Annotated in this window: 33 protein-coding genes and 1 pseudogene; all 34 read right to left on the bottom strand. The window is 51.0% G+C overall.

What is annotated here, in order from left to right; genetic code table 11:
• Positions 1 to 28: 28 nt before the first annotated feature.
• Positions 29 to 235: an alternative ribosome-rescue factor A gene (locus ACJ8KE_RS23575; protein WP_016930320.1), complete on the bottom strand. Its 207-nt coding sequence runs from the start codon at positions 233 to 235 to the stop codon at positions 29 to 31.
• Between the two features lie 75 nt (positions 236 to 310).
• On the bottom strand, positions 311 to 742 hold the full coding sequence (gene zntR / locus ACJ8KE_RS23570) for a Zn(2+)-responsive transcriptional regulator (RefSeq protein WP_016930321.1): 432 nt from the start codon (positions 740 to 742) through the stop codon (positions 311 to 313).
• On the bottom strand, positions 742 to 1,116 hold the full coding sequence (locus tag ACJ8KE_RS23565; protein WP_097101292.1) for a DUF1992 domain-containing protein: 375 nt from the start codon (positions 1,114 to 1,116) through the stop codon (positions 742 to 744). Before ACJ8KE_RS23565 ends, zntR begins: the two co-directional genes overlap by 1 nt.
• Positions 1,117 to 1,264: 148 nt before the next feature.
• Positions 1,265 to 1,654: a 50S ribosomal protein L17 gene (rplQ, locus tag ACJ8KE_RS23560; protein WP_004929726.1), complete on the bottom strand. Its 390-nt coding sequence runs from the start codon at positions 1,652 to 1,654 to the stop codon at positions 1,265 to 1,267.
• Between the two features lie 40 nt (positions 1,655 to 1,694).
• Positions 1,695 to 2,684, bottom strand: coding sequence for a DNA-directed RNA polymerase subunit alpha (locus ACJ8KE_RS23555; RefSeq protein ID WP_002919219.1), 990 nt, complete (start codon positions 2,682 to 2,684; stop codon positions 1,695 to 1,697).
• A gap of 25 nt (positions 2,685 to 2,709) precedes the next feature.
• Positions 2,710 to 3,330, bottom strand: coding sequence for a 30S ribosomal protein S4 (gene rpsD, locus ACJ8KE_RS23550; RefSeq protein WP_004929729.1), 621 nt, complete (start codon positions 3,328 to 3,330; stop codon positions 2,710 to 2,712).
• A gap of 30 nt (positions 3,331 to 3,360) precedes the next feature.
• On the bottom strand, positions 3,361 to 3,750 hold the full coding sequence (rpsK, locus tag ACJ8KE_RS23545; RefSeq protein ID WP_004929731.1) for a 30S ribosomal protein S11: 390 nt from the start codon (positions 3,748 to 3,750) through the stop codon (positions 3,361 to 3,363).
• A 16-nt stretch (positions 3,751 to 3,766) separates the two neighbouring features.
• A complete protein-coding gene (rpsM, locus tag ACJ8KE_RS23540; RefSeq protein ID WP_004929734.1) occupies positions 3,767 to 4,123 on the bottom strand; it encodes a 30S ribosomal protein S13 in 357 nt (118 codons plus the stop codon).
• A gap of 148 nt (positions 4,124 to 4,271) precedes the next feature.
• Positions 4,272 to 4,388 (bottom strand): 50S ribosomal protein L36, encoded by a 117-nt coding sequence (rpmJ, locus tag ACJ8KE_RS23535; protein ID WP_002227352.1) that lies wholly within the window; start codon positions 4,386 to 4,388, stop codon positions 4,272 to 4,274.
• A gap of 33 nt (positions 4,389 to 4,421) precedes the next feature.
• Complete coding sequence (gene secY / locus ACJ8KE_RS23530) at positions 4,422 to 5,753, bottom strand: preprotein translocase subunit SecY (RefSeq protein WP_004929740.1); 1,332 nt, start codon at positions 5,751 to 5,753, stop codon at positions 4,422 to 4,424.
• 7 nt (positions 5,754 to 5,760) lie between these two features.
• On the bottom strand, positions 5,761 to 6,195 hold the full coding sequence (gene rplO / locus ACJ8KE_RS23525) for a 50S ribosomal protein L15 (protein ID WP_004929742.1): 435 nt from the start codon (positions 6,193 to 6,195) through the stop codon (positions 5,761 to 5,763).
• A 3-nt stretch (positions 6,196 to 6,198) separates the two neighbouring features.
• Positions 6,199 to 6,378, bottom strand: a complete 180-nt coding sequence (rpmD, locus tag ACJ8KE_RS23520; RefSeq protein ID WP_048232028.1) for a 50S ribosomal protein L30 — start codon at positions 6,376 to 6,378, stop codon at positions 6,199 to 6,201.
• Positions 6,379 to 6,384: 6 nt separating this feature from the next.
• Positions 6,385 to 6,885, bottom strand: coding sequence for a 30S ribosomal protein S5 (gene rpsE / locus ACJ8KE_RS23515; RefSeq protein ID WP_004929747.1), 501 nt, complete (start codon positions 6,883 to 6,885; stop codon positions 6,385 to 6,387).
• A 14-nt stretch (positions 6,886 to 6,899) separates the two neighbouring features.
• Positions 6,900 to 7,253, bottom strand: a complete 354-nt coding sequence (rplR, locus tag ACJ8KE_RS23510; RefSeq protein ID WP_004929748.1) for a 50S ribosomal protein L18 — start codon at positions 7,251 to 7,253, stop codon at positions 6,900 to 6,902.
• Positions 7,254 to 7,262: 9 nt separating this feature from the next.
• Positions 7,263 to 7,796, bottom strand: a complete 534-nt coding sequence (gene rplF / locus ACJ8KE_RS23505) for a 50S ribosomal protein L6 (protein ID WP_004929751.1) — start codon at positions 7,794 to 7,796, stop codon at positions 7,263 to 7,265.
• 14 nt (positions 7,797 to 7,810) lie between these two features.
• Entirely contained in the window at positions 7,811 to 8,203 is a 393-nt protein-coding gene (gene rpsH, locus ACJ8KE_RS23500; protein ID WP_004929753.1) for a 30S ribosomal protein S8, read from the bottom strand.
• 30 nt (positions 8,204 to 8,233) lie between these two features.
• Positions 8,234 to 8,539 carry a 30S ribosomal protein S14 gene (rpsN, locus tag ACJ8KE_RS23495; RefSeq protein ID WP_004929754.1) on the bottom strand — a complete coding sequence of 102 codons (306 nt, stop codon included), beginning with the start codon at positions 8,537 to 8,539 and terminating at the stop codon, positions 8,234 to 8,236.
• A 13-nt stretch (positions 8,540 to 8,552) separates the two neighbouring features.
• A complete protein-coding gene (rplE, locus tag ACJ8KE_RS23490) occupies positions 8,553 to 9,092 on the bottom strand; it encodes a 50S ribosomal protein L5 (protein WP_004929756.1) in 540 nt (179 codons plus the stop codon).
• Positions 9,093 to 9,106: 14 nt separating this feature from the next.
• On the bottom strand, positions 9,107 to 9,421 hold the full coding sequence (gene rplX / locus ACJ8KE_RS23485) for a 50S ribosomal protein L24 (protein ID WP_004929758.1): 315 nt from the start codon (positions 9,419 to 9,421) through the stop codon (positions 9,107 to 9,109).
• 9 nt (positions 9,422 to 9,430) lie between these two features.
• Positions 9,431 to 9,802, bottom strand: a complete 372-nt coding sequence (gene rplN, locus ACJ8KE_RS23480) for a 50S ribosomal protein L14 (RefSeq protein ID WP_000613954.1) — start codon at positions 9,800 to 9,802, stop codon at positions 9,431 to 9,433.
• Positions 9,803 to 9,974: 172 nt separating this feature from the next.
• The gene (gene rpsQ / locus ACJ8KE_RS23475; protein WP_004929760.1) at positions 9,975 to 10,229 is read right to left on the bottom strand and encodes a 30S ribosomal protein S17; all 255 of its coding nucleotides are present in this window, start codon (positions 10,227 to 10,229) and stop codon (positions 9,975 to 9,977) included.
• Positions 10,230 to 10,421, bottom strand: a complete 192-nt coding sequence (gene rpmC, locus ACJ8KE_RS23470; RefSeq protein ID WP_004929762.1) for a 50S ribosomal protein L29 — start codon at positions 10,419 to 10,421, stop codon at positions 10,230 to 10,232.
• Positions 10,421 to 10,831: a 50S ribosomal protein L16 gene (rplP, locus tag ACJ8KE_RS23465; protein ID WP_004929764.1), complete on the bottom strand. Its 411-nt coding sequence runs from the start codon at positions 10,829 to 10,831 to the stop codon at positions 10,421 to 10,423. The genes rpmC and rplP overlap by 1 nt, the downstream gene beginning before the upstream one ends.
• A 12-nt stretch (positions 10,832 to 10,843) precedes the next feature.
• Positions 10,844 to 11,542: a 30S ribosomal protein S3 gene (rpsC, locus tag ACJ8KE_RS23460; RefSeq protein WP_004929766.1), complete on the bottom strand. Its 699-nt coding sequence runs from the start codon at positions 11,540 to 11,542 to the stop codon at positions 10,844 to 10,846.
• Positions 11,543 to 11,559: 17 nt separating this feature from the next.
• The gene (gene rplV, locus ACJ8KE_RS23455) at positions 11,560 to 11,892 is read right to left on the bottom strand and encodes a 50S ribosomal protein L22 (protein WP_002223844.1); all 333 of its coding nucleotides are present in this window, start codon (positions 11,890 to 11,892) and stop codon (positions 11,560 to 11,562) included.
• A gap of 14 nt (positions 11,893 to 11,906) precedes the next feature.
• A complete protein-coding gene (gene rpsS / locus ACJ8KE_RS23450; protein ID WP_004929772.1) occupies positions 11,907 to 12,185 on the bottom strand; it encodes a 30S ribosomal protein S19 in 279 nt (92 codons plus the stop codon).
• A gap of 14 nt (positions 12,186 to 12,199) precedes the next feature.
• On the bottom strand, positions 12,200 to 13,024 hold the full coding sequence (gene rplB / locus ACJ8KE_RS23445) for a 50S ribosomal protein L2 (protein WP_004929775.1): 825 nt from the start codon (positions 13,022 to 13,024) through the stop codon (positions 12,200 to 12,202).
• 18 nt (positions 13,025 to 13,042) lie between these two features.
• Complete coding sequence (gene rplW, locus ACJ8KE_RS23440; protein WP_004929776.1) at positions 13,043 to 13,345, bottom strand: 50S ribosomal protein L23; 303 nt, start codon at positions 13,343 to 13,345, stop codon at positions 13,043 to 13,045.
• Positions 13,342 to 13,947, bottom strand: a complete 606-nt coding sequence (gene rplD / locus ACJ8KE_RS23435) for a 50S ribosomal protein L4 (protein ID WP_004929779.1) — start codon at positions 13,945 to 13,947, stop codon at positions 13,342 to 13,344. The genes rplW and rplD overlap by 4 nt, the downstream gene beginning before the upstream one ends.
• A 10-nt stretch (positions 13,948 to 13,957) precedes the next feature.
• The gene (gene rplC, locus ACJ8KE_RS23430; RefSeq protein ID WP_015379265.1) at positions 13,958 to 14,587 is read right to left on the bottom strand and encodes a 50S ribosomal protein L3; all 630 of its coding nucleotides are present in this window, start codon (positions 14,585 to 14,587) and stop codon (positions 13,958 to 13,960) included.
• Positions 14,588 to 14,619: 32 nt separating this feature from the next.
• Complete coding sequence (rpsJ, locus tag ACJ8KE_RS23425) at positions 14,620 to 14,931, bottom strand: 30S ribosomal protein S10 (RefSeq protein WP_001181005.1); 312 nt, start codon at positions 14,929 to 14,931, stop codon at positions 14,620 to 14,622.
• 378 nt (positions 14,932 to 15,309) lie between these two features.
• On the bottom strand, positions 15,310 to 15,789 hold the full coding sequence (bfr, locus tag ACJ8KE_RS23420) for a bacterioferritin (protein WP_004929784.1): 480 nt from the start codon (positions 15,787 to 15,789) through the stop codon (positions 15,310 to 15,312).
• A 73-nt stretch (positions 15,790 to 15,862) separates the two neighbouring features.
• Entirely contained in the window at positions 15,863 to 16,057 is a 195-nt protein-coding gene (gene bfd, locus ACJ8KE_RS23415) for a bacterioferritin-associated ferredoxin (RefSeq protein WP_015379266.1), read from the bottom strand.
• Between the two features lie 131 nt (positions 16,058 to 16,188).
• Positions 16,189 to 16,353, bottom strand: a pseudogene (gene tuf, locus ACJ8KE_RS23410) (elongation factor Tu); the annotation flags it as partial.

The raw sequence follows: 16,353 nt of genomic DNA, 5'->3' as shown, positions 1-16,353 counted from the left end.
ACCTGATGAAGGCGGCTTTTTTAATGCCTTAAAACCAGAAGGCCAGTGGTAAATTATCGCTTGATAGTTTATCACTGGCCTCCCAGTTACCGCCTTTGTTGTGTTTTTCTTTACGCCGATAGCTGCCTTTGCCTTTCACATTCTTTTCTACCCGCTGACGGAATAGCGGATCATGCAGCAGCGCCTCAATGGCGTTATCTTGAATCTGACCTTTGGTGTGACGATATTTCGTCATGATAATGCTCCTGTAAAAGGTAGGGTAATAAAACGAGCCGATAATACTGCCGGCAATATAAAAATTAAAGCGCCGTCAGCAACCTTTTTTGCCTTTATCATCGCTGGCGCCCTGTTCCAAGGCTTCCAGAATAGAACAATAGTTGCTGGTATGGGCAGTGCCGCAGCAGGCGTCGCTCAAGCGTTTCAACGATTCGCGCATGCGAGTCAGCTCCGCCAACTTACTTTCCACTTCGCTCAGGCGAGCATCGACGATCGACTTCGACTCCTGGCAGGTATGATGTTCAGGATCAACTCGGATCGACAGCAGTTCGGCGATCGTTTCCAGAGTAAAGCCCAACTGTTTGGCATAGCGAATAAAACGCAGCCGCTGCAGATCCTGCTCGGTGTAGAGTCGATAACCGCCCTCTGTGCGGACATTGTGATCCATCATGCCCTGCTTTTCATAGTAACGCACGGTATCCGGCGTCACTTCGGCAAGCTTGGCCAACTGACCTATCTTGAACATTACTTCTCCTCCCGAGTGAATTTACCGTCCAGCGCGCGCTGATATTCGCCATGCAAGAAATCGGTGCTCATCCCAGCCTGACGCAACCGATGTTCCAGCAGTGCCATGCGCTTGCTGAGATCGACATAGTCCGGATGCTCACTGTTGATCCCTTGCAGTAAGTGAGCAACGGTCAACGCCTCTTTGCGATCTTCCAGCGCCGGCGGCAGGTAACCGGCATTTTTCAGCAGACGGTAAGCGGCGCGCAGCTCAGCAGGCACCGCGCTGTCATCGTCCAGCACCAGCGGTTGGCCCTGGCCGGGCAGATTGTCGAACTCGCCTTTATCCTGGGCATCAAGGATATGACGTTCCGCCCATTGGTCAAGCAACCCCATAACAGACAGTCTCAGTGAGCCTATTGAATGAGTCTTAGCATAACGGATAGGGGCGAGGATCTTAAGCACGGCGGGGGAATTGAGCACATTTGGCGGGATTTGGACGTAAAAAAACCGGGCAAGCCCGGTTTTTTTACGCGTCTACAGATTACTCTGCAGTTGCTACTTCTGCTTGAGACTCAGCACGATCAACCAGCTCGATGTATGCCATCGGCGCGTTGTCGCCTGCGCGGAAGCCACACTTCAGAATGCGAGTGTAACCACCGGCACGGCTCGCGAAACGCGGGCCCAGCTCGTTAAACAGTTTTGCCACGATCTCGTTATCACGAGTACGGGCGAATGCCAGACGACGATTAGCTACGCTGTCGGTCTTGGCAAGAGTAATCAGCGGCTCAACAACGCGACGCAGCTCTTTTGCTTTTGGCAGGGTCGTCTTGATGATCTCATGACGAACCAAAGAGCCGGCCATGTTACGGAACATAGCCTGGCGATGGCTGCTGTTACGGTTCAGTTGACGACCACTCTTACGATGGCGCATGACCTTATCCTTCTCAGTAAAACCTTAACCTGTGATCCGGTTACTCGTCAGCAATGCTTGCCGGCGGCCAGTTTTCCAGGCGCATGCCCAGAGACAGACCACGTGAGGCCAGCACGTCTTTAATCTCGGTAAGAGATTTTTTACCCAGGTTTGGCGTTTTCAGCAACTCAACCTCGGTACGCTGTACCAGATCACCGATGTAGTGGATAGCTTCTGCCTTGAGGCAGTTAGCAGAGCGGACAGTCAATTCCAGATCGTCAACAGGGCGCAGCAAGATCGGATCGAATTCCGGTTTCTCTTCTTTAACTTCCGGCTGACGCACATCACGCAGGTCAACGAAAGCTTCAAGTTGTTCAGCCAGAATGGTGGCCGCACGGCGGATCGCCTCTTCAGGATCGATCGTGCCATTGGTCTCCATTTCGATGACCAGCTTATCCAAGTCAGTACGCTGTTCTACACGCGCAGCTTCAACATTGTAGGCGATACGCTCTACAGGGCTGTAGCAGGCGTCAACCAACAGACGACCGATTGGGCGCTCATCTTCTTCCGAATGAATTCGGGCAGAAGCCGGCACATAACCGCGACCGCGCTGAACTTTGATACGCATGCTGATAGCCGCGTTCTCATCAGTCAGGTGGCAAATCACGTGCTGAGGCTTGACGATTTCGACATCACCATCATGGGTGATGTCGGCAGCGGTCACAGGGCCAATGCCAGATTTATTCAGGGTAAGAATAACTTCGTCTTTGCCTTGAACTCTCACCGCCAGCCCTTTCAGGTTGAGCAGGATCTCCAGGATATCTTCCTGTACGCCTTCTTTGGTGCTGTACTCATGCAGTACACCATCAATCTCAACCTCGGTCACCGCGCAACCCGGCATAGATGAAAGCAGAATACGGCGCAGTGCGTTGCCAAGAGTATGGCCAAAGCCACGCTCTAAAGGCTCAAGGGTCACCTTGGCGTGCGTCGAACTGACTTGCTCGATATCTACCAGGCGCGGTTTTAGAAACTCTGTCACAGAACCCTGCATTGTGTCCTCTCTTTGGTACTAAGCTTTACTTGGAGTAAAGCTCGACGATCAGGTGTTCGTTAATGTCCGCAGACAGATCGGTACGTTCAGGCATACGCTTGAACACGCCTTCCATCTTAGCAGCATCAACTTCCAGCCAAGTCGGCTTTTCACGCTGCTCAGCCAGCTCCAGAGAAGCTTTAACACGAGACTGCTTTTTAGCTTTCTCGCGGATGCTGACTACGTCATTCGGAGATACCTGATAAGAAGCGATGTTAACAACGCGACCGTTTACCATAACTGCTTTGTGGCTAACCAGCTGACGTGACTCTGCACGAGTAGCGCCGAAGCCCATACGGTAAACAACGTTGTCCAGACGACCTTCCAGCAGCTGCAACAGGTTTTCACCGGTGTTGCCCTTCAGGCGGGTTGCTTCTTTGTAATAGTTGCGGAATTGACGCTCCAGAATGCCGTACATACGACGAACTTTCTGCTTCTCACGCAACTGAACACCGTAATCAGACAGACGCGGTTTACGCGCACCGTGCTGACCAGGTGCTTGTTCAATTTTACACTTGGAATCGATCGCGCGAACGCCAGACTTAAGGAACAGGTCTGTGCCCTCACGACGGCTCAGCTTGAGCTTAGGACCCAAATATCTTGCCATTTTCTTTCTCCAACAATCCTAAAAGCTGCGTTACACGCGGCGCTTTTTCGGCGGACGACAACCGTTATGAGGGATCGGAGTCACATCAGTAATGTTAGTGATGCGGAAACCAGCCGCGTTCAGAGCGCGGATAGTAGACTCACGACCAGGACCAGGTCCTTTAACCATAACTTCCAGGTTCTTGATACCGTATTCTTTCACTGCGTCAGCACAACGTTCTGCTGCAACCTGTGCTGCGAACGGAGTGGACTTACGAGAACCACGGAAACCGGAACCACCGGCTGTTGCCCAACCCAAAGCATTACCCTGACGATCAGTGATGGTAACGATGGTGTTGTTGAAAGAAGCATGGATATGAGCCACGCCGTCAGAGACTTGCTTTCTTACACGCTTACGTGTACGAACAGGTGCCTTTGCCATTATTCAATAACCCCGATTATTTCTTGATCGGCTTGCGCGGACCCTTACGGGTACGAGCGTTGGTCTTGGTGCGCTGACCGCGTACCGGCAGACCACGACGATGACGCAAACCACGATAGCAACCAAGGTCCATAAGACGCTTGATGCTCAGGGTAATTTCACGACGCAAATCACCCTCAACGGTGTATTTGGCAACTGCATCACGAAGCTTTTCGATTTGCTCTTCAGACAGCTCACTGATCTTAACATTTTCAGCAATACCCGTGGATGCACAGATAGCCTGTGAACGGGTTTTACCGATACCGAAGATCGACGTTAAGGCGATAACGGTATGTTTATGATCAGGAATGTTAATGCCTGCTATACGGGCCACTATGCACTCCTACTATTTTATACAGCAACACCATTCTGAAAAGCCCGTTTTCAGGATACTCAAATAATGTTGCAGTGCGACATACAAAAGATTGGCTGGCTAATCTAGCCAGCTCAACCCAACTTTGCAAGAAAAATATGCGAGATAATCAGCCTTGACGCTGTTTATGCTTCGGCTCGGCGCTGCAAATCACACGAACGACACCGTTACGCTTAACGATTTTGCAGTTACGACATAATTTCTTGACGGAAGCACGAACTTTCATTTTTACTCTCCGTAACTTCTCAAACGAATCTGACTAGCGGTTATAGCCTTTCAGATTTGCTTTCTTCAATGCAGACTCGTACTGACTTGACATCATCAGAGTTTGCACTTGAGCCATAAAGTCCATGATGACGACAACCACGATCAGTAGCGAGGTACCACCAAAGTAGAATGGTACTTTCATTGCATCACGCATGAACTCCGGGATCAGGCAGATGAAAGTAATGTACATCGCGCCCACCAGGGTTAAACGCGTCATTACTTTATCGATATACTTCGCCGTTTGCTCTCCCGGACGAATTCCTGGTACGAAGGCACCGGACTTCTTCAGGTTATCTGCTGTCTCACGCGGGTTGAAGACCAACGCCGTGTAGAAGAAACAGAAGAAGATGATTGCAGACGCATAGAGTAACACATAAAGCGGTTGCCCTGGCTGCAAATACAGCGAAATCGTAGTCAGCCAGTTCCAACCGGTACCGCCCCCAAACCATGATGCAATCGTGGCCGGGAACAGAATAATGCTGGAAGCGAAAATCGCCGGGATAACACCCGCCATGTTCACTTTCAACGGTAAGTGTGTACTCTGTGCTGCATAAACACGACGACCTTGTTGACGCTTCGCATAGTTAACGACGATACGACGTTGACCACGCTCGATGAAAACAACGAAGAAGGTTACTGCAAACACCAATACTGCAACCAACAGCAGCAGGAGGAAGTGCAGGTCGCCTTGCCGCGCTTGCTCGATAGTATGGGCCACTGCCGGCGGGAGCCCCGCTACAATACCCGCGAAGATAATGATCGAGATACCGTTGCCGATACCGCGCTCAGTAATCTGCTCACCCAACCACATCAGGAACATTGTCCCGGTTACCAGGCTCACAACCGCAGTAAAGTAGAATGCAAAGCCTGGGTTTAACACCAGGCCCTGCATACCAGGCATATTCGGCAGACCGGTAGCAATACCGATCGACTGGAATATGGCCAATACCAGCGTACCGTAGCGGGTGTACTGGCTAATCTTGCGACGGCCAGCCTCCCCTTCTTTCTTGATTTCCGCCAACGCTGGATGAACCACCGTCAGCAGCTGGATAATGATCGACGCCGAGATATACGGCATGATCCCCAGAGCAAAGATAGAAGCACGGCTGAGGGCACCACCAGAGAACATGTTAAACATTTCAATGATAGTGCCTCTCTGCTGCTCAAGCAATTTGGCAAGCACAGTGGCATCGATACCAGGAATCGGAATGAAAGAGCCGATGCGGAAGACAATCAGCGCGCCGATGACAAACAAAAGTCTGCGCTTCAGCTCGCCGAGCCCGCCTTTAGCACTTTGAAAATCTAATCCTGGTTGCTTAGCCATCTGCTACTTATTCCTCAATTTTACCGCCAGCAGCCTCGATAGCAGCACGAGCGCCTTTGGTGACACGCAGACCACGCAGGGTTACCGGACGAGCGACTTCGCCAGAAAGTACAACTTTCGCGAATTCGATCTGGACACCAACTACGTTAGCGGCTTTCAGCGCGTTCAGGTCGATAACATCGCCTTCAACCAGAGCCAGTTCAGACAGACGAACTTCTGCCGTGATCATCGCTTTGCGTGAAGTGAAGCCGAATTTCGGCAGACGACGGTACAGAGGCATCTGACCACCTTCGAAACCACGACGTACGCCACCGCCAGAACGAGACTTCTGACCTTTGTGACCACGGCCGCCGGTTTTACCCAGGCCAGAACCAATACCACGACCTACACGCTTAGGCGCATGCTTGGCACCTTCAGCCGGAGACAGAGTATTTAAACGCATCTGTTACTCCTCAACTTTAACCATGTAGGAAACCAGGTTGACCATACCGCGAACAGCAGGAGTATCCTCGCGCTCTACGGTGTGACCAATACGACGCAGACCCAGACCGAGCAGAGTAGCTTTATGCTTCGGCAGACGGCCAATTGAGCTGCGAGTTTGTGTAACTTTAATAGTCTTAGCCATGGTCAATTACCCCAGAATGTCGGCAACGGATTTACCACGCTTAGCAGCGACCATTTCAGGAGACTTCATATTCGCCAGAGCGTCGATAGTTGCACGAACCACGTTGATCGGGTTGGTGGAACCATAAGCTTTAGCCAATACGTTGTGCACCCCAGCAACTTCGAGAACGGCGCGCATTGCACCGCCCGCGATGATACCGGTACCTTCATGAGCAGGCTGCATGAACACGCGAGAACCCGTGTGAGCGCCCTTAACAGGGTGCTGCAGGGTGCCGCTGTTCAGCGCGACGTTCATCATGTTGCGACGGGCTTTTTCCATCGCTTTCTGGATCGCTGCTGGAACTTCGCGTGCTTTGCCGTAGCCAAAACCAACGCGACCGTTACCATCACCAACTACAGTCAGTGCGGTAAAGCTGAAAATACGGCCACCTTTTACGGTTTTAGATACGCGGTTTACCGCGATCAGCTTTTCCTGCAGTTCGCCAGCTTGTTTTTCGATGTGAGCCATCTTAAACCTCTTCCTTAGAACTGAAGGCCAGCTTCACGGGCAGCATCTGCCAGTGCCTGGACTCGACCATGATATTGGAAACCGGAACGGTCAAAGGATACTTTCGCAATCCCTTTTTCCAACGCGCGCTCAGCCAGAGCTTTACCTACGGCTGCTGCTGCGTCTTTGTTACCGGAATACTTCAGTTGCTCCGCGATAGCTTTTTCTAAAGTAGAAGCGGCTACCAGTACTTCAGAACCGTTTGGAGCAATCACCTGTGCGTAAATGTGACGCGGGGTACGATGTACCACCAGGCGGGTTGCACCCAGCTCTTGGAGCTTGCGGCGTGCGCGGGTCGCACGACGGATACGAGCAGATTTCTTATCCATAGTGTTACCTTACTTCTTCTTAGCCTCTTTGGTACGCACGACTTCGTCGGCGTAACGAACACCCTTGCCTTTGTAAGGCTCAGGACGACGGTAAGCGCGCAGATCTGCTGCTACCTGGCCAATTACCTGCTTATCAGCGCCTTTCAGCACGATTTCAGTTTGGCTTGGGCATTCAGCAGTGATACCTGCCGGCAGCTGGTGATCGATAGGGTGAGAGAAGCCCAGGGCCAAATTCACCACGTTGCCTTTAACGGCAGCACGATAACCAACACCTACCAGTTGAAGCTTCTTGGTGAAGCCTTCGGTAACACCAACAACCATTGCGTTCAGCAGAGCGCGCGTGGTACCCGCTTGGGCCCATGCGTTAGCAAAACCTTCGCGCGGAGCGAAAGTCAGTGCGTTAGCTTCTTGCTTCACTTCAACGGCGTCGTGGATAGTACGAGTCAACTCGCCGTTTTTACCCTTAATCGAAATAACCTGACCGTTGAGTTTTACCTCTACGCCGGCAGGAATGACGACGGGTGCTTTTGCAACACGAGACATTCTTTCCTCCCGAATTAAGCTACGTAGCAGATAATCTCGCCACCCAGACCAGCCTGGCGAGCTGCACGATCGGTCATAACACCTTTAGAGGTAGAAACAACAGCGATACCCAAACCGGCCATAACTTTTGGCAGCTCATCTTTTTTCTTGTAGATGCGCAGACCTGGACGGCTGATACGTTGAATGCTTTCTACCACAGCTTTGCCCTGGAAGTACTTCAGTACCAGTTCCAGAACAGGCTTGGCGTCGCCTTCGATTTTGAAATCTTCAATAAAACCTTCTTCCTTCAGCACGTTGGCAATTGCCACTTTCAGCTTGGAGGAAGGCATGGTGACCGCAACTTTGTTCGCGGCTTGACCGTTACGGATACGGGTCAGCATATCCGCGATCGGATCTTGCATGCTCATCTGTCTTTACTCCCGTGATTCAATTGGTAATTACCAGCTAGCCTTTTTCAAGCCTGGTACTTCACCGCGCATAGCGGCTTCACGAAGCTTAATACGGCTCAACCCGAATTTGCCCACATAACCATGTGGACGGCCAGTTTGGCGGCAGCGTTTACGCTGACGAGACGGGCTGGAATCACGCGGCAGAGTTTGCAGCTTGAGAACGGCATTCCAACGATCTTCATCGGATGCGTTCACATCAGAGATAATAGCTTTCAGTTCAGCGCGTTTTGCAAAGAACTTGTCAGCTAATTTCACGCGCTTGACTTCGCGTGCTTTCATTGATTGCTTAGCCATCAGTAACCCTGCCTTACTTGCGGAACGGGAAGTTAAAAGCAGCCAGCAGCGCGCGGCCTTCATCATCAGATTTCGCAGTAGTGGTAATGGTAATATCCAAACCACGAACGCGATCGACTTTGTCGTAGTCGATTTCTGGGAAGATGATTTGCTCACGCACGCCCATGCTGTAGTTGCCACGGCCATCGAATGACTTGGCGGACAGGCCACGGAAGTCACGGATACGTGGAACAGCAATGGAGATCAGACGCTCAAAGAACTCCCACATGCGTTCGCCACGCAGAGTTACTTTACAGCCGATCGGATAGCCCTGACGGATTTTGAAGCCTGCAACAGATTTGCGGGCTTTGGTGATCAACGGTTTTTGACCGGAGATGGCTGCCAGGTCCGCTGCGGCGTTATCCAGCAGTTTCTTGTCAGCAATCGCTTCACCAACACCCATGTTCAGGGTGATCTTCTCGACCCGAGGGACTTGCATGACAGAGTTGTAATCAAACTGAGACATCAGTTGTTTGACTACCTCGTCTTTGTAGTAATCATGCAGTTTCGCCATCGTATTACTCCAAATTACTTGATAGTTTCGCTGTTAGACTTGAAGAAACGGACTTTTTTGCCGTCTTCGAATCTAAAGCCTACACGGTCAGCCTTGCCGGTAGCCGCGTTGAAGATAGCAATGTTAGAAACCTGAATTGCAGCTTCTTTCTCAACAATGCCGCCTGGTTGGTTCAGAGCCGGAACCGGCTTCTGGTGTTTCTTAACCAGGTTGATGCCTTCAACAATGACCTTGCCAGCAGACAGGACATTTTTTACTTTACCGCGCTTACCTTTGTCTTTCCCGGTAATCACGATAACTTCGTCATCACGACGGATCTTCGCTGCCATGTTCGCTCCTTAGAGTACTTCTGGTGCCAGAGAGATAATTTTCATGAACTTCTCATTACGCAGTTCACGAGTTACCGGCCCAAAAATACGCGTACCGATTGGCTGCTCGCTGTTATTGTTCAAAATAACGCATGCATTGCCATCGAAGCGAATGACAGAACCGTCCGGGCGACGTACACCCTTCTTGGTGCGCACCACTACCGCCTTCAGAACATCGCCTTTCTTCACCTTACCGCGAGGAATTGCTTCCTTGATGGTAATTTTGATGATGTCGCCGACGCCTGCGTAGCGACGGTGCGAGCCACCTAGAACCTTGATACACATTACGCGACGTGCACCGGAGTTGTCGGCGACGTTCAGCATAGTCTGTTCTTGGATCATTTTAGTGCTCCGCTAATGTCAACTACTACTTTAAAGACCCAAGTAAAAATTAGGCCGTTGAAAAGCCCCATAACCGAGGGCGCAGCATTATAACACCGCTTACTTGGTATGGGTAGAAAAAATAAACGGCTCATTTTCTGAGCCGTTTATTAAGTGAGAGCCAGCTACTCTATTACAGAATCGCTTTCTCTACAACGCGAACCAACGTCCAGGACTTGGTCTTGGACAGTGGGCGGCATTCGCGGATTTCCACCACGTCGCCGGTACCACATTCGTTGTTCTCGTCATGTACGTGCAGCTTGGTCGTACGTTTGATGAATTTCCCGTAGATCGGGTGCTTCACAGTACGCTCGATAGCAACAACGATGGATTTCTCCATTTTATCGCTAACAACACGACCCTGCAGGGTACGGATAACTTCAGTCATTTACACACCCGCCTTTTGAGTCAGTAAAGTCTTAACGCGTGCGACGTCACGACGCACTTGTTTCAACAGGTGAGTTTGTTGCAGCTGGCCACTGGCCGCCTGCATGCGCAAGTTGAATTGCTCACGCAGCAGGTTGAGCAGCTCGGCATTCAGCTCTTCAACGCTTTTTTCACGCAGCTCTTGTGCTTTCATTACATCACCGTCTTAGTTACAAAGGTGGTTTTGATCGGCAGTTTCGCTGCTGCCAGTTTGAATGCCTCGCGGGCAACCTCTTCTGGCACGCCGTCCATTTCGTACAGGACCTTACCAGGCTGGATCAGGGCAACCCAATACTCCACGTTACCCTTACCTTTACCCATACGCACTTCCAGCGGCTTCTCGGTGATCGGTTTGTCCGGGAATACACGGATCCAGATCTTGCCTTGACGCTTAACTGCACGAGTCATTGCACGACGAGCTGCTTCGATTTGACGAGCAGTCAGACGGCCACGGCCAACAGCTTTCAGACCGAAAGTGCCGAAGCTAACATCCGTACCTTGCGCCAGACCACGGTTGCGGCCCTTGTGCACCTTACGGAATTTTGTACGCTTTGGTTGTAACATCAGCGACTCTCCTTACTTGCGGCCTTTACGCTGCTGCTTTTTAGGTTGAGCAGCCGGTTCCGGTTGTTCAACTGCAGCCATACCACCCAGGATCTCACCTTTGAAGATCCATACCTTAACGCCGATTACACCATAAGTGGTGTGCGCTTCAGATGTGTTGTAGTCGATGTCCGCACGCAGAGTGTGCAATGGAACACGACCTTCGCGGTACCATTCGGTACGTGCGATTTCGGCGCCGCCAAGACGGCCGCTTACTTCAACTTTGATACCTTTAGCGCCAAGACGCATTGCGTTCTGTACTGCACGCTTCATAGCACGACGGAACATAACGCGACGTTCCAGCTGAGAAGTGATGCTGTCAGCAACCAATTTAGCGTCGAGTTCCGGTTTACGGACTTCGGCGATGTTGATCTGTGCAGGAACGCCAGCGATGTCCGCTACGACCTTGCGCAGTTTTTCGACGTCTTCACCTTTCTTGCCGATAACGATGCCTGGGCGAGCAGTGTGAATGGTCACACGGATGCTCTTCGCAGGACGCTCGATAACGATGCGAGAAACGGAAGCTTTCGACAGTTCCTTAGTCAGGAATTGACGAACTTTAAAGTCGCTGTCCAGGTTGTCAGCGAATTCTTTGGTATTCGCATACCAAGTAGAGTTCCAAGGTTTGACAATACCCAGGCGAATACCATTAGGATGTACTTTCTGACCCATTGCTAGTCTCCAGAGTCTCAGCGATCGGACACAACCACAGTAATGTGGCTGGTGCGCTTCAGGATGCGATCTGCACGACCTTTTGCACGCGGCATAATACGCTTCATGCTTGGGCCTTCGTCTACGAAGATTTTCGTAACTTTCAGATCATCGATGTCAGCGCCATCGTTGTGTTCTGCGTTAGCAATGGCAGACTCCAGCACTTTCTTAACCAGACCAGCAGCTTTCTTGTTGGTGTAGGTCAGAGTTTCCAGAGCTTGCGACACTTTCTTACCGCGAATCAGGTCAGCAACAAGGCGAACCTTCTGAGCAGAAGAACGAGCGTGGCGATGTTTAGCGATAGTTTCCATCTCTTCCTCCTACCTTAGCGCTTTTTAGCTTTTTTATCAGCCGCATGGCCGCGATAAGTACGAGTCGGCGCGAATTCACCCAGTTTGTGACCGACCATTTCATCGGAAACGAACACTGGTACGTGCTGACGACCATTATGGACAGCGATGGTCAAACCGATCATGTTAGGAAAGATCGTTGAACGACGGGACCAAGTGCGCAAAGGCTTCTTGTCACCGCTTTCCACCGCTTTCTCTACCTTCTTCAGCAAGTGCAGGTCAATAAAAGGACCTTTCTTGAGAGAACGTGGCATGGCTTATCCTCTAATTATTTTTTGCTACGGCGACGTACGATGAACTTATCAGTACGCTTGTTGCTACGGGTCTTCTTACCTTTGGTCTGAACGCCCCACGGAGTTACCGGGTGCTTACCAAAGTTACGACCTTCACCACCACCGTGCGGGTGATCTACCGGGTTCATCGCCGTACCGCGAACGGTAGGACGAACACCACGCCAACGTGCAGCACCTGCTTTACCCAGAACGCGAAGCATGTGTTCAGCGTTACCGACTTCACCCAGGGTGGCGCGGCAATCAGCTGGAACTTTACGCATTTCGCCGGAGCGCAGACGCAGAGTTACGTAGGAACCATCACGAGCAACGATCTGAACGTAGGCACCAGCGGAGCGAGCCATCTGGCCGCCTTTACCTGGTTTCATTTCTACGTTGTGAACCGTTGAACCAACTGGAATGTTGCGCATCGGCAGGGTGTTACCCGCTTTGATTGCAGCATCAACGCCAGATTGAATCTGGTCACCAGCTTTCAGGCCTTTCGGCGCCAGGATGTAACGGCGTTCGCCGTCTTTGTACAGAACCAGCGCGATGTTCGCGGAACGGTTCGGATCGTACTCCAGACGCTCAACCACAGCAGGGATACCGTCTTTGTTGCGCTTGAAGTCAACCAGACGATAATGTTGCTTGTGGCCACCACCGATATGACGGGTGGTGATACGGCCATTGTTGTTACGACCACCGCTTTTGCTCAGTTTTTCCAGCAGCGGGGCATAAGGTTTACCCTTGTGCAGCTCAGGGTTAACCACTTTAACAACGTGGCGACGACCCGGAGATGTAGGTTTACATTTAACAATTGCCATTGTTCTTACTCCTCCGACTTACTCTGCGCCGCCGATGAAGTCCAGATTCTGGCCTTCTTTCAGGGTGACGTAAGCTTTTTTCCAGTCGCTACGACGACCAACACGCTGACCGTGACGCTTCACTTTCCCTTTAACTACCAGGGTGTTCACGTCTTTGACTTCGACTTCAAACAGTTTCTGCACTGCAGCTTTGATTTCTGCTTTGGTCGCGTCTTTGGCAACTTTGAGAACGATGGTGTTGCTTTTTTCCATCGCAGCGGATGCTTTTTCAGATACGTGCGGTGCACGCAGCACTTTCAGCAAACGTTCTTCACGGATCATGCCAGCATCTCCTCAACTTGCTTCACAGCATCAGCAGTCATAACCACTTTGTCGAAGGCGATCAGGCTAACCGGATCGATACCTGCTACATCGCGCACGTCAACCTTGTACAGGTTGCGAGCTGCCAGGAACAGATTCTCATCCAGTTCACCGGTCACGATCAGCACGTCTTCCAGAGCCATATCTTTCAGTTTCTGTGCCAGCAGCTTAGTTTTAGGCGCTTCTACAGAGAACTTCTCGACAACGATCAGACGATCTTGACGTACCAGTTCGGACAGGATGCTTTTCAGCGCGCCGCGGTACATCTTTTTGTTTACTTTCTGACTGTGGTCCTGTGGCTTAGCAGCAAAGGTCACGCCGCCTGAACGCCAGATCGGGCTCTTTACAGAACCTGAACGCGCACGGCCGGTGCCTTTCTGACGCCATGGCTTTTTGCCGGAACCAGTTACTTCAGCACGGGTCTTCTGAGCACGAGTACCTTGACGGGCACCTGCTGCATAAGCAACAACAACCTGGTGTACCAGCGCTTCGTTGAAATCACGACCGAAGGTAGTTTCGGAAACAGTCAGCGCGCTTTGCGCGTCTTTCAATACTAATTCCATTGCTATCCCCTTACGCCTTCACAGCTGGTTTAACGATCAGGTTGCCACCGGTTGCGCCCGGTACAGCACCCTTAACCAGCAGCAGGTTGCGCTCAGCGTCAACACGTACTACGTCCAGGCTTTGAACGGTTACGCGCTCATCACCCAGGTGGCCAGCCATTTTCTTGCCTTTGAACACTTTGCCCGGAGTCTGGTTCTGACCGATAGAACCCGGAACGCGGTGAGACAAGGAGTTACCGTGGGTAGCGTCTTGGGTACGGAAGTTCCAGCGCTTAACAGTGCCAGCAAAACCTTTACCTTTAGAAGTACCGGTAACATCGACTTTTTTAACGTCAGCGAAGATTTCTACGCTAATTTCCTGACCTGCAGCGAATTCTTGACCTTCTTCCAGGCGGAATTCCCACAGACCACGGCCAGCTTCAACGCCAGCTTTAGCGAAATGGCCCGCTTCCGGCTTGGTTACACGGTTAGCTTTTTTGCTACCAGTGGTAACCTGAACGGCACGGTAACCGTCGGTGTCCAGGCTTTTAACCTGAGTCACGCGGTTCGCTTCAATTTCAATTACGGTTACTGGGATAGAAACGCCATCTTCAGTGAAGATACGGGTCATACCCACTTTTTTACCGACTAAACCAATCATTGTTTCAACCTCTCAATCGCTCAATGACCTGATTAACCCAGGCTGATCTGCACGTCTACACCGGCAGCCAGATCCAGACGCATCAGAGCATCAACGGTTTTCTCGGTTGGCTCAACGATGTCAACCAGACGCTTGTGAGTGCGAATCTCGTACTGATCGCGCGCGTCTTTGTTAACGTGCGGAGAGATCAGAACGGTAAAGCGCTCTTTGCGAGTTGGCAGCGGGATCGGACCACGGACTTGCGCACCAGTGCGCTTTGCAGTCTCGACGATTTCCGCGGTTGATTGATCGATCAGACGATGATCAAACGCTTTCAGGCGGATACGGATTCTTTGGTTCTGCATGAGACCAGAGCTCCAATTATTTATAAACGTAAATAATTACTCCTCACACCCATTTCGATTGATGGGGGAGTGTAATCGTCAACATATAACCCCCATATCGGGAGTATTGTTCGAAAGGCAAAAAAGGCCTGCCAATCGACTGATTCGCTAAAATCAGGCTTACCAAGATTAGGTAAGCCCGCGCATTATACGCAAAATGGCCCAGGAAGCAAGTCGCAGTTGGAAATATGCTCAGGAAATCGTCATTTTTGCGCTTTCAGCGACGGTCACGGGATGAAGGCGGCGGTCAAGGTATGAATTATGCTTGGCGGGCAGCTCCCCTGCCCCACCGTAAAAACGGTCACCGGCAGGAGAGGCGATGACAAACGGAAGGCAGGCTTACTCTTTGCGCTCTAAAATCTGGGCCTGGGCATAGTTTTGAATGCCGAGGCGAGCGATCAGATCCAGCTCGGTTTCCAGCCAGTCGATATGCTCTTCTTCATCGGCCAGAATGTCGATCATCAAATCACGGCTGACATAATCGTGAATCGAGTCGGCGTAGGCGATACCTTCGCGCAGGTTCTTGGCACCCGCCAATTCCAGCGCCAGATCGGAACGCAGCATCTCTTCAATGTCTTCGCCGATGTTCAGCTTGCCGAGGTCTTGCAGATTAGGTATTCCTTCCAGGAACAGGATGCGTTCAATGTAGCGATCGGCATGTTTCATTTCGTCGATCGACTCGTGGTATTCCTTATCGTTGAGGCGCATTAAACCCCAATTCTTGAACATGCGGGCGTGCAGGAAATATTGATTGATGGCAACCAGCTCGTTGCCGAGCAGTTTGTTGAGGTGAGCAATGATCTTTTTATCGCCTTTCATAGGTAACTCCTCCTGGCCAGTTCTAAAAGTGTAGAACCTGTAAGCCAAGAGTCAAAAATAACCTTACCCTTTGTTAGGCAACTTCATGCATTGGGATGATAGTTCCGCGTTCCTCCACCATAATCTGTCTTGCCTGACGAATGCACTTTCCACAATCGGTACCAATCGGCACAAGTTCACGCAGTTGCTTCATGGTATGGGGGTTGTGCTGACGCACCGCATTACGGATCGCTTTGTCAGTCACCGCATTACACAGACATACATACATAGAGAGACTCACTTCTTAACCAATGCATTGAGTCTAAATAGGAATGGTTTTTATTTCAATTAAGATTTGTACAAATTGCATAAAAAAAGGGCACCTAAGTGCCCTTTTTTGTGTCGAAAAATTATTCGCGATTAAGCGATAACTTTAGCAACAACACCAGCGCCTACAGTACGGCCGCCTTCACGGATTGCGAAACGCAGACCGTCGTCCATCGCGATTGGGTGAATCAGGGTTACAACCATGTTCACGTTGTCGCCTGGCATTACCATCTCTACGCCTTCTGGCAGTTCGATGGT

The sequence above is a fragment of the Serratia sp. CY56464 genome (assembly GCF_052168435.1).
GTDB classification, from domain to species: domain Bacteria; phylum Pseudomonadota; class Gammaproteobacteria; order Enterobacterales; family Enterobacteriaceae; genus Serratia; species Serratia marcescens.
The sequence above is the reverse complement of the archived record's forward strand: the minus strand, read 5'-3'. Positions and strand labels throughout refer to the sequence as shown.

Excerpts from the sequence above, each read along its gene's own strand:
- ACJ8KE_RS23575 (WP_016930320.1), bottom strand. The coding sequence starts at position 235 with ATGACGAAATATCGTCACACCAAAGGTCAGATTCAAGATAACGCCATT.
- zntR (WP_016930321.1), bottom strand. The coding sequence starts at position 742 with ATGTTCAAGATAGGTCAGTTGGCCAAGCTTGCCGAAGTGACGCCGGAT.
- ACJ8KE_RS23565 (WP_097101292.1), bottom strand. The coding sequence starts at position 1,116 with ATGGGGTTGCTTGACCAATGGGCGGAACGTCATATCCTTGATGCCCAG.
- rplQ (WP_004929726.1), bottom strand. The coding sequence starts at position 1,654 with ATGCGCCATCGTAAGAGTGGTCGTCAACTGAACCGTAACAGCAGCCAT.
- ACJ8KE_RS23555 (WP_002919219.1), bottom strand. The coding sequence starts at position 2,684 with ATGCAGGGTTCTGTGACAGAGTTTCTAAAACCGCGCCTGGTAGATATC.
- rpsD (WP_004929729.1), bottom strand. The coding sequence starts at position 3,330 with ATGGCAAGATATTTGGGTCCTAAGCTCAAGCTGAGCCGTCGTGAGGGC.
- rpsK (WP_004929731.1), bottom strand. The coding sequence starts at position 3,750 with ATGGCAAAGGCACCTGTTCGTACACGTAAGCGTGTAAGAAAGCAAGTC.
- rpmJ (WP_002227352.1), bottom strand. The coding sequence starts at position 4,388 with ATGAAAGTTCGTGCTTCCGTCAAGAAATTATGTCGTAACTGCAAAATC.
- secY (WP_004929740.1), bottom strand. The coding sequence starts at position 5,753 with ATGGCTAAGCAACCAGGATTAGATTTTCAAAGTGCTAAAGGCGGGCTC.
- rplO (WP_004929742.1), bottom strand. The coding sequence starts at position 6,195 with ATGCGTTTAAATACTCTGTCTCCGGCTGAAGGTGCCAAGCATGCGCCT.
- rpmD (WP_048232028.1), bottom strand. The coding sequence starts at position 6,378 with ATGGCTAAGACTATTAAAGTTACACAAACTCGCAGCTCAATTGGCCGT.
- rpsE (WP_004929747.1), bottom strand. The coding sequence starts at position 6,885 with ATGGCTCACATCGAAAAACAAGCTGGCGAACTGCAGGAAAAGCTGATC.
- rplR (WP_004929748.1), bottom strand. The coding sequence starts at position 7,253 with ATGGATAAGAAATCTGCTCGTATCCGTCGTGCGACCCGCGCACGCCGC.
- rplF (WP_004929751.1), bottom strand. The coding sequence starts at position 7,796 with ATGTCTCGTGTTGCAAAAGCACCCGTCGTCATTCCTGCCGGCGTAGAG.
- rpsH (WP_004929753.1), bottom strand. The coding sequence starts at position 8,203 with ATGAGCATGCAAGATCCGATCGCGGATATGCTGACCCGTATCCGTAAC.
- rpsN (WP_004929754.1), bottom strand. The coding sequence starts at position 8,539 with ATGGCTAAGCAATCAATGAAAGCACGCGAAGTCAAGCGCGTGAAATTA.
- rplE (WP_004929756.1), bottom strand. The coding sequence starts at position 9,092 with ATGGCGAAACTGCATGATTACTACAAAGACGAGGTAGTCAAACAACTG.
- rplX (WP_004929758.1), bottom strand. The coding sequence starts at position 9,421 with ATGGCAGCGAAGATCCGTCGTGATGACGAAGTTATCGTGATTACCGGG.
- rplN (WP_000613954.1), bottom strand. The coding sequence starts at position 9,802 with ATGATCCAAGAACAGACTATGCTGAACGTCGCCGACAACTCCGGTGCA.
- rpsQ (WP_004929760.1), bottom strand. The coding sequence starts at position 10,229 with ATGACTGAAGTTATCCGTACCCTGCAGGGTCGTGTTGTTAGCGATAAA.
- rpmC (WP_004929762.1), bottom strand. The coding sequence starts at position 10,421 with ATGAAAGCACAAGAGCTGCGTGAAAAAAGCGTTGAAGAGCTGAATGCC.
- rplP (WP_004929764.1), bottom strand. The coding sequence starts at position 10,831 with ATGTTACAACCAAAGCGTACAAAATTCCGTAAGGTGCACAAGGGCCGC.
- rpsC (WP_004929766.1), bottom strand. The coding sequence starts at position 11,542 with ATGGGTCAGAAAGTACATCCTAATGGTATTCGCCTGGGTATTGTCAAA.
- rplV (WP_002223844.1), bottom strand. The coding sequence starts at position 11,892 with ATGGAAACTATCGCTAAACATCGCCACGCTCGTTCTTCTGCTCAGAAG.
- rpsS (WP_004929772.1), bottom strand. The coding sequence starts at position 12,185 with ATGCCACGTTCTCTCAAGAAAGGTCCTTTTATTGACCTGCACTTGCTG.
- rplB (WP_004929775.1), bottom strand. The coding sequence starts at position 13,024 with ATGGCAATTGTTAAATGTAAACCTACATCTCCGGGTCGTCGCCACGTT.
- rplW (WP_004929776.1), bottom strand. The coding sequence starts at position 13,345 with ATGATCCGTGAAGAACGTTTGCTGAAAGTGCTGCGTGCACCGCACGTA.
- rplD (WP_004929779.1), bottom strand. The coding sequence starts at position 13,947 with ATGGAATTAGTATTGAAAGACGCGCAAAGCGCGCTGACTGTTTCCGAA.
- rplC (WP_015379265.1), bottom strand. The coding sequence starts at position 14,587 with ATGATTGGTTTAGTCGGTAAAAAAGTGGGTATGACCCGTATCTTCACT.
- rpsJ (WP_001181005.1), bottom strand. The coding sequence starts at position 14,931 with ATGCAGAACCAAAGAATCCGTATCCGCCTGAAAGCGTTTGATCATCGT.
- bfr (WP_004929784.1), bottom strand. The coding sequence starts at position 15,789 with ATGAAAGGCGATAAAAAGATCATTGCTCACCTCAACAAACTGCTCGGC.
- bfd (WP_015379266.1), bottom strand. The coding sequence starts at position 16,057 with ATGTATGTATGTCTGTGTAATGCGGTGACTGACAAAGCGATCCGTAAT.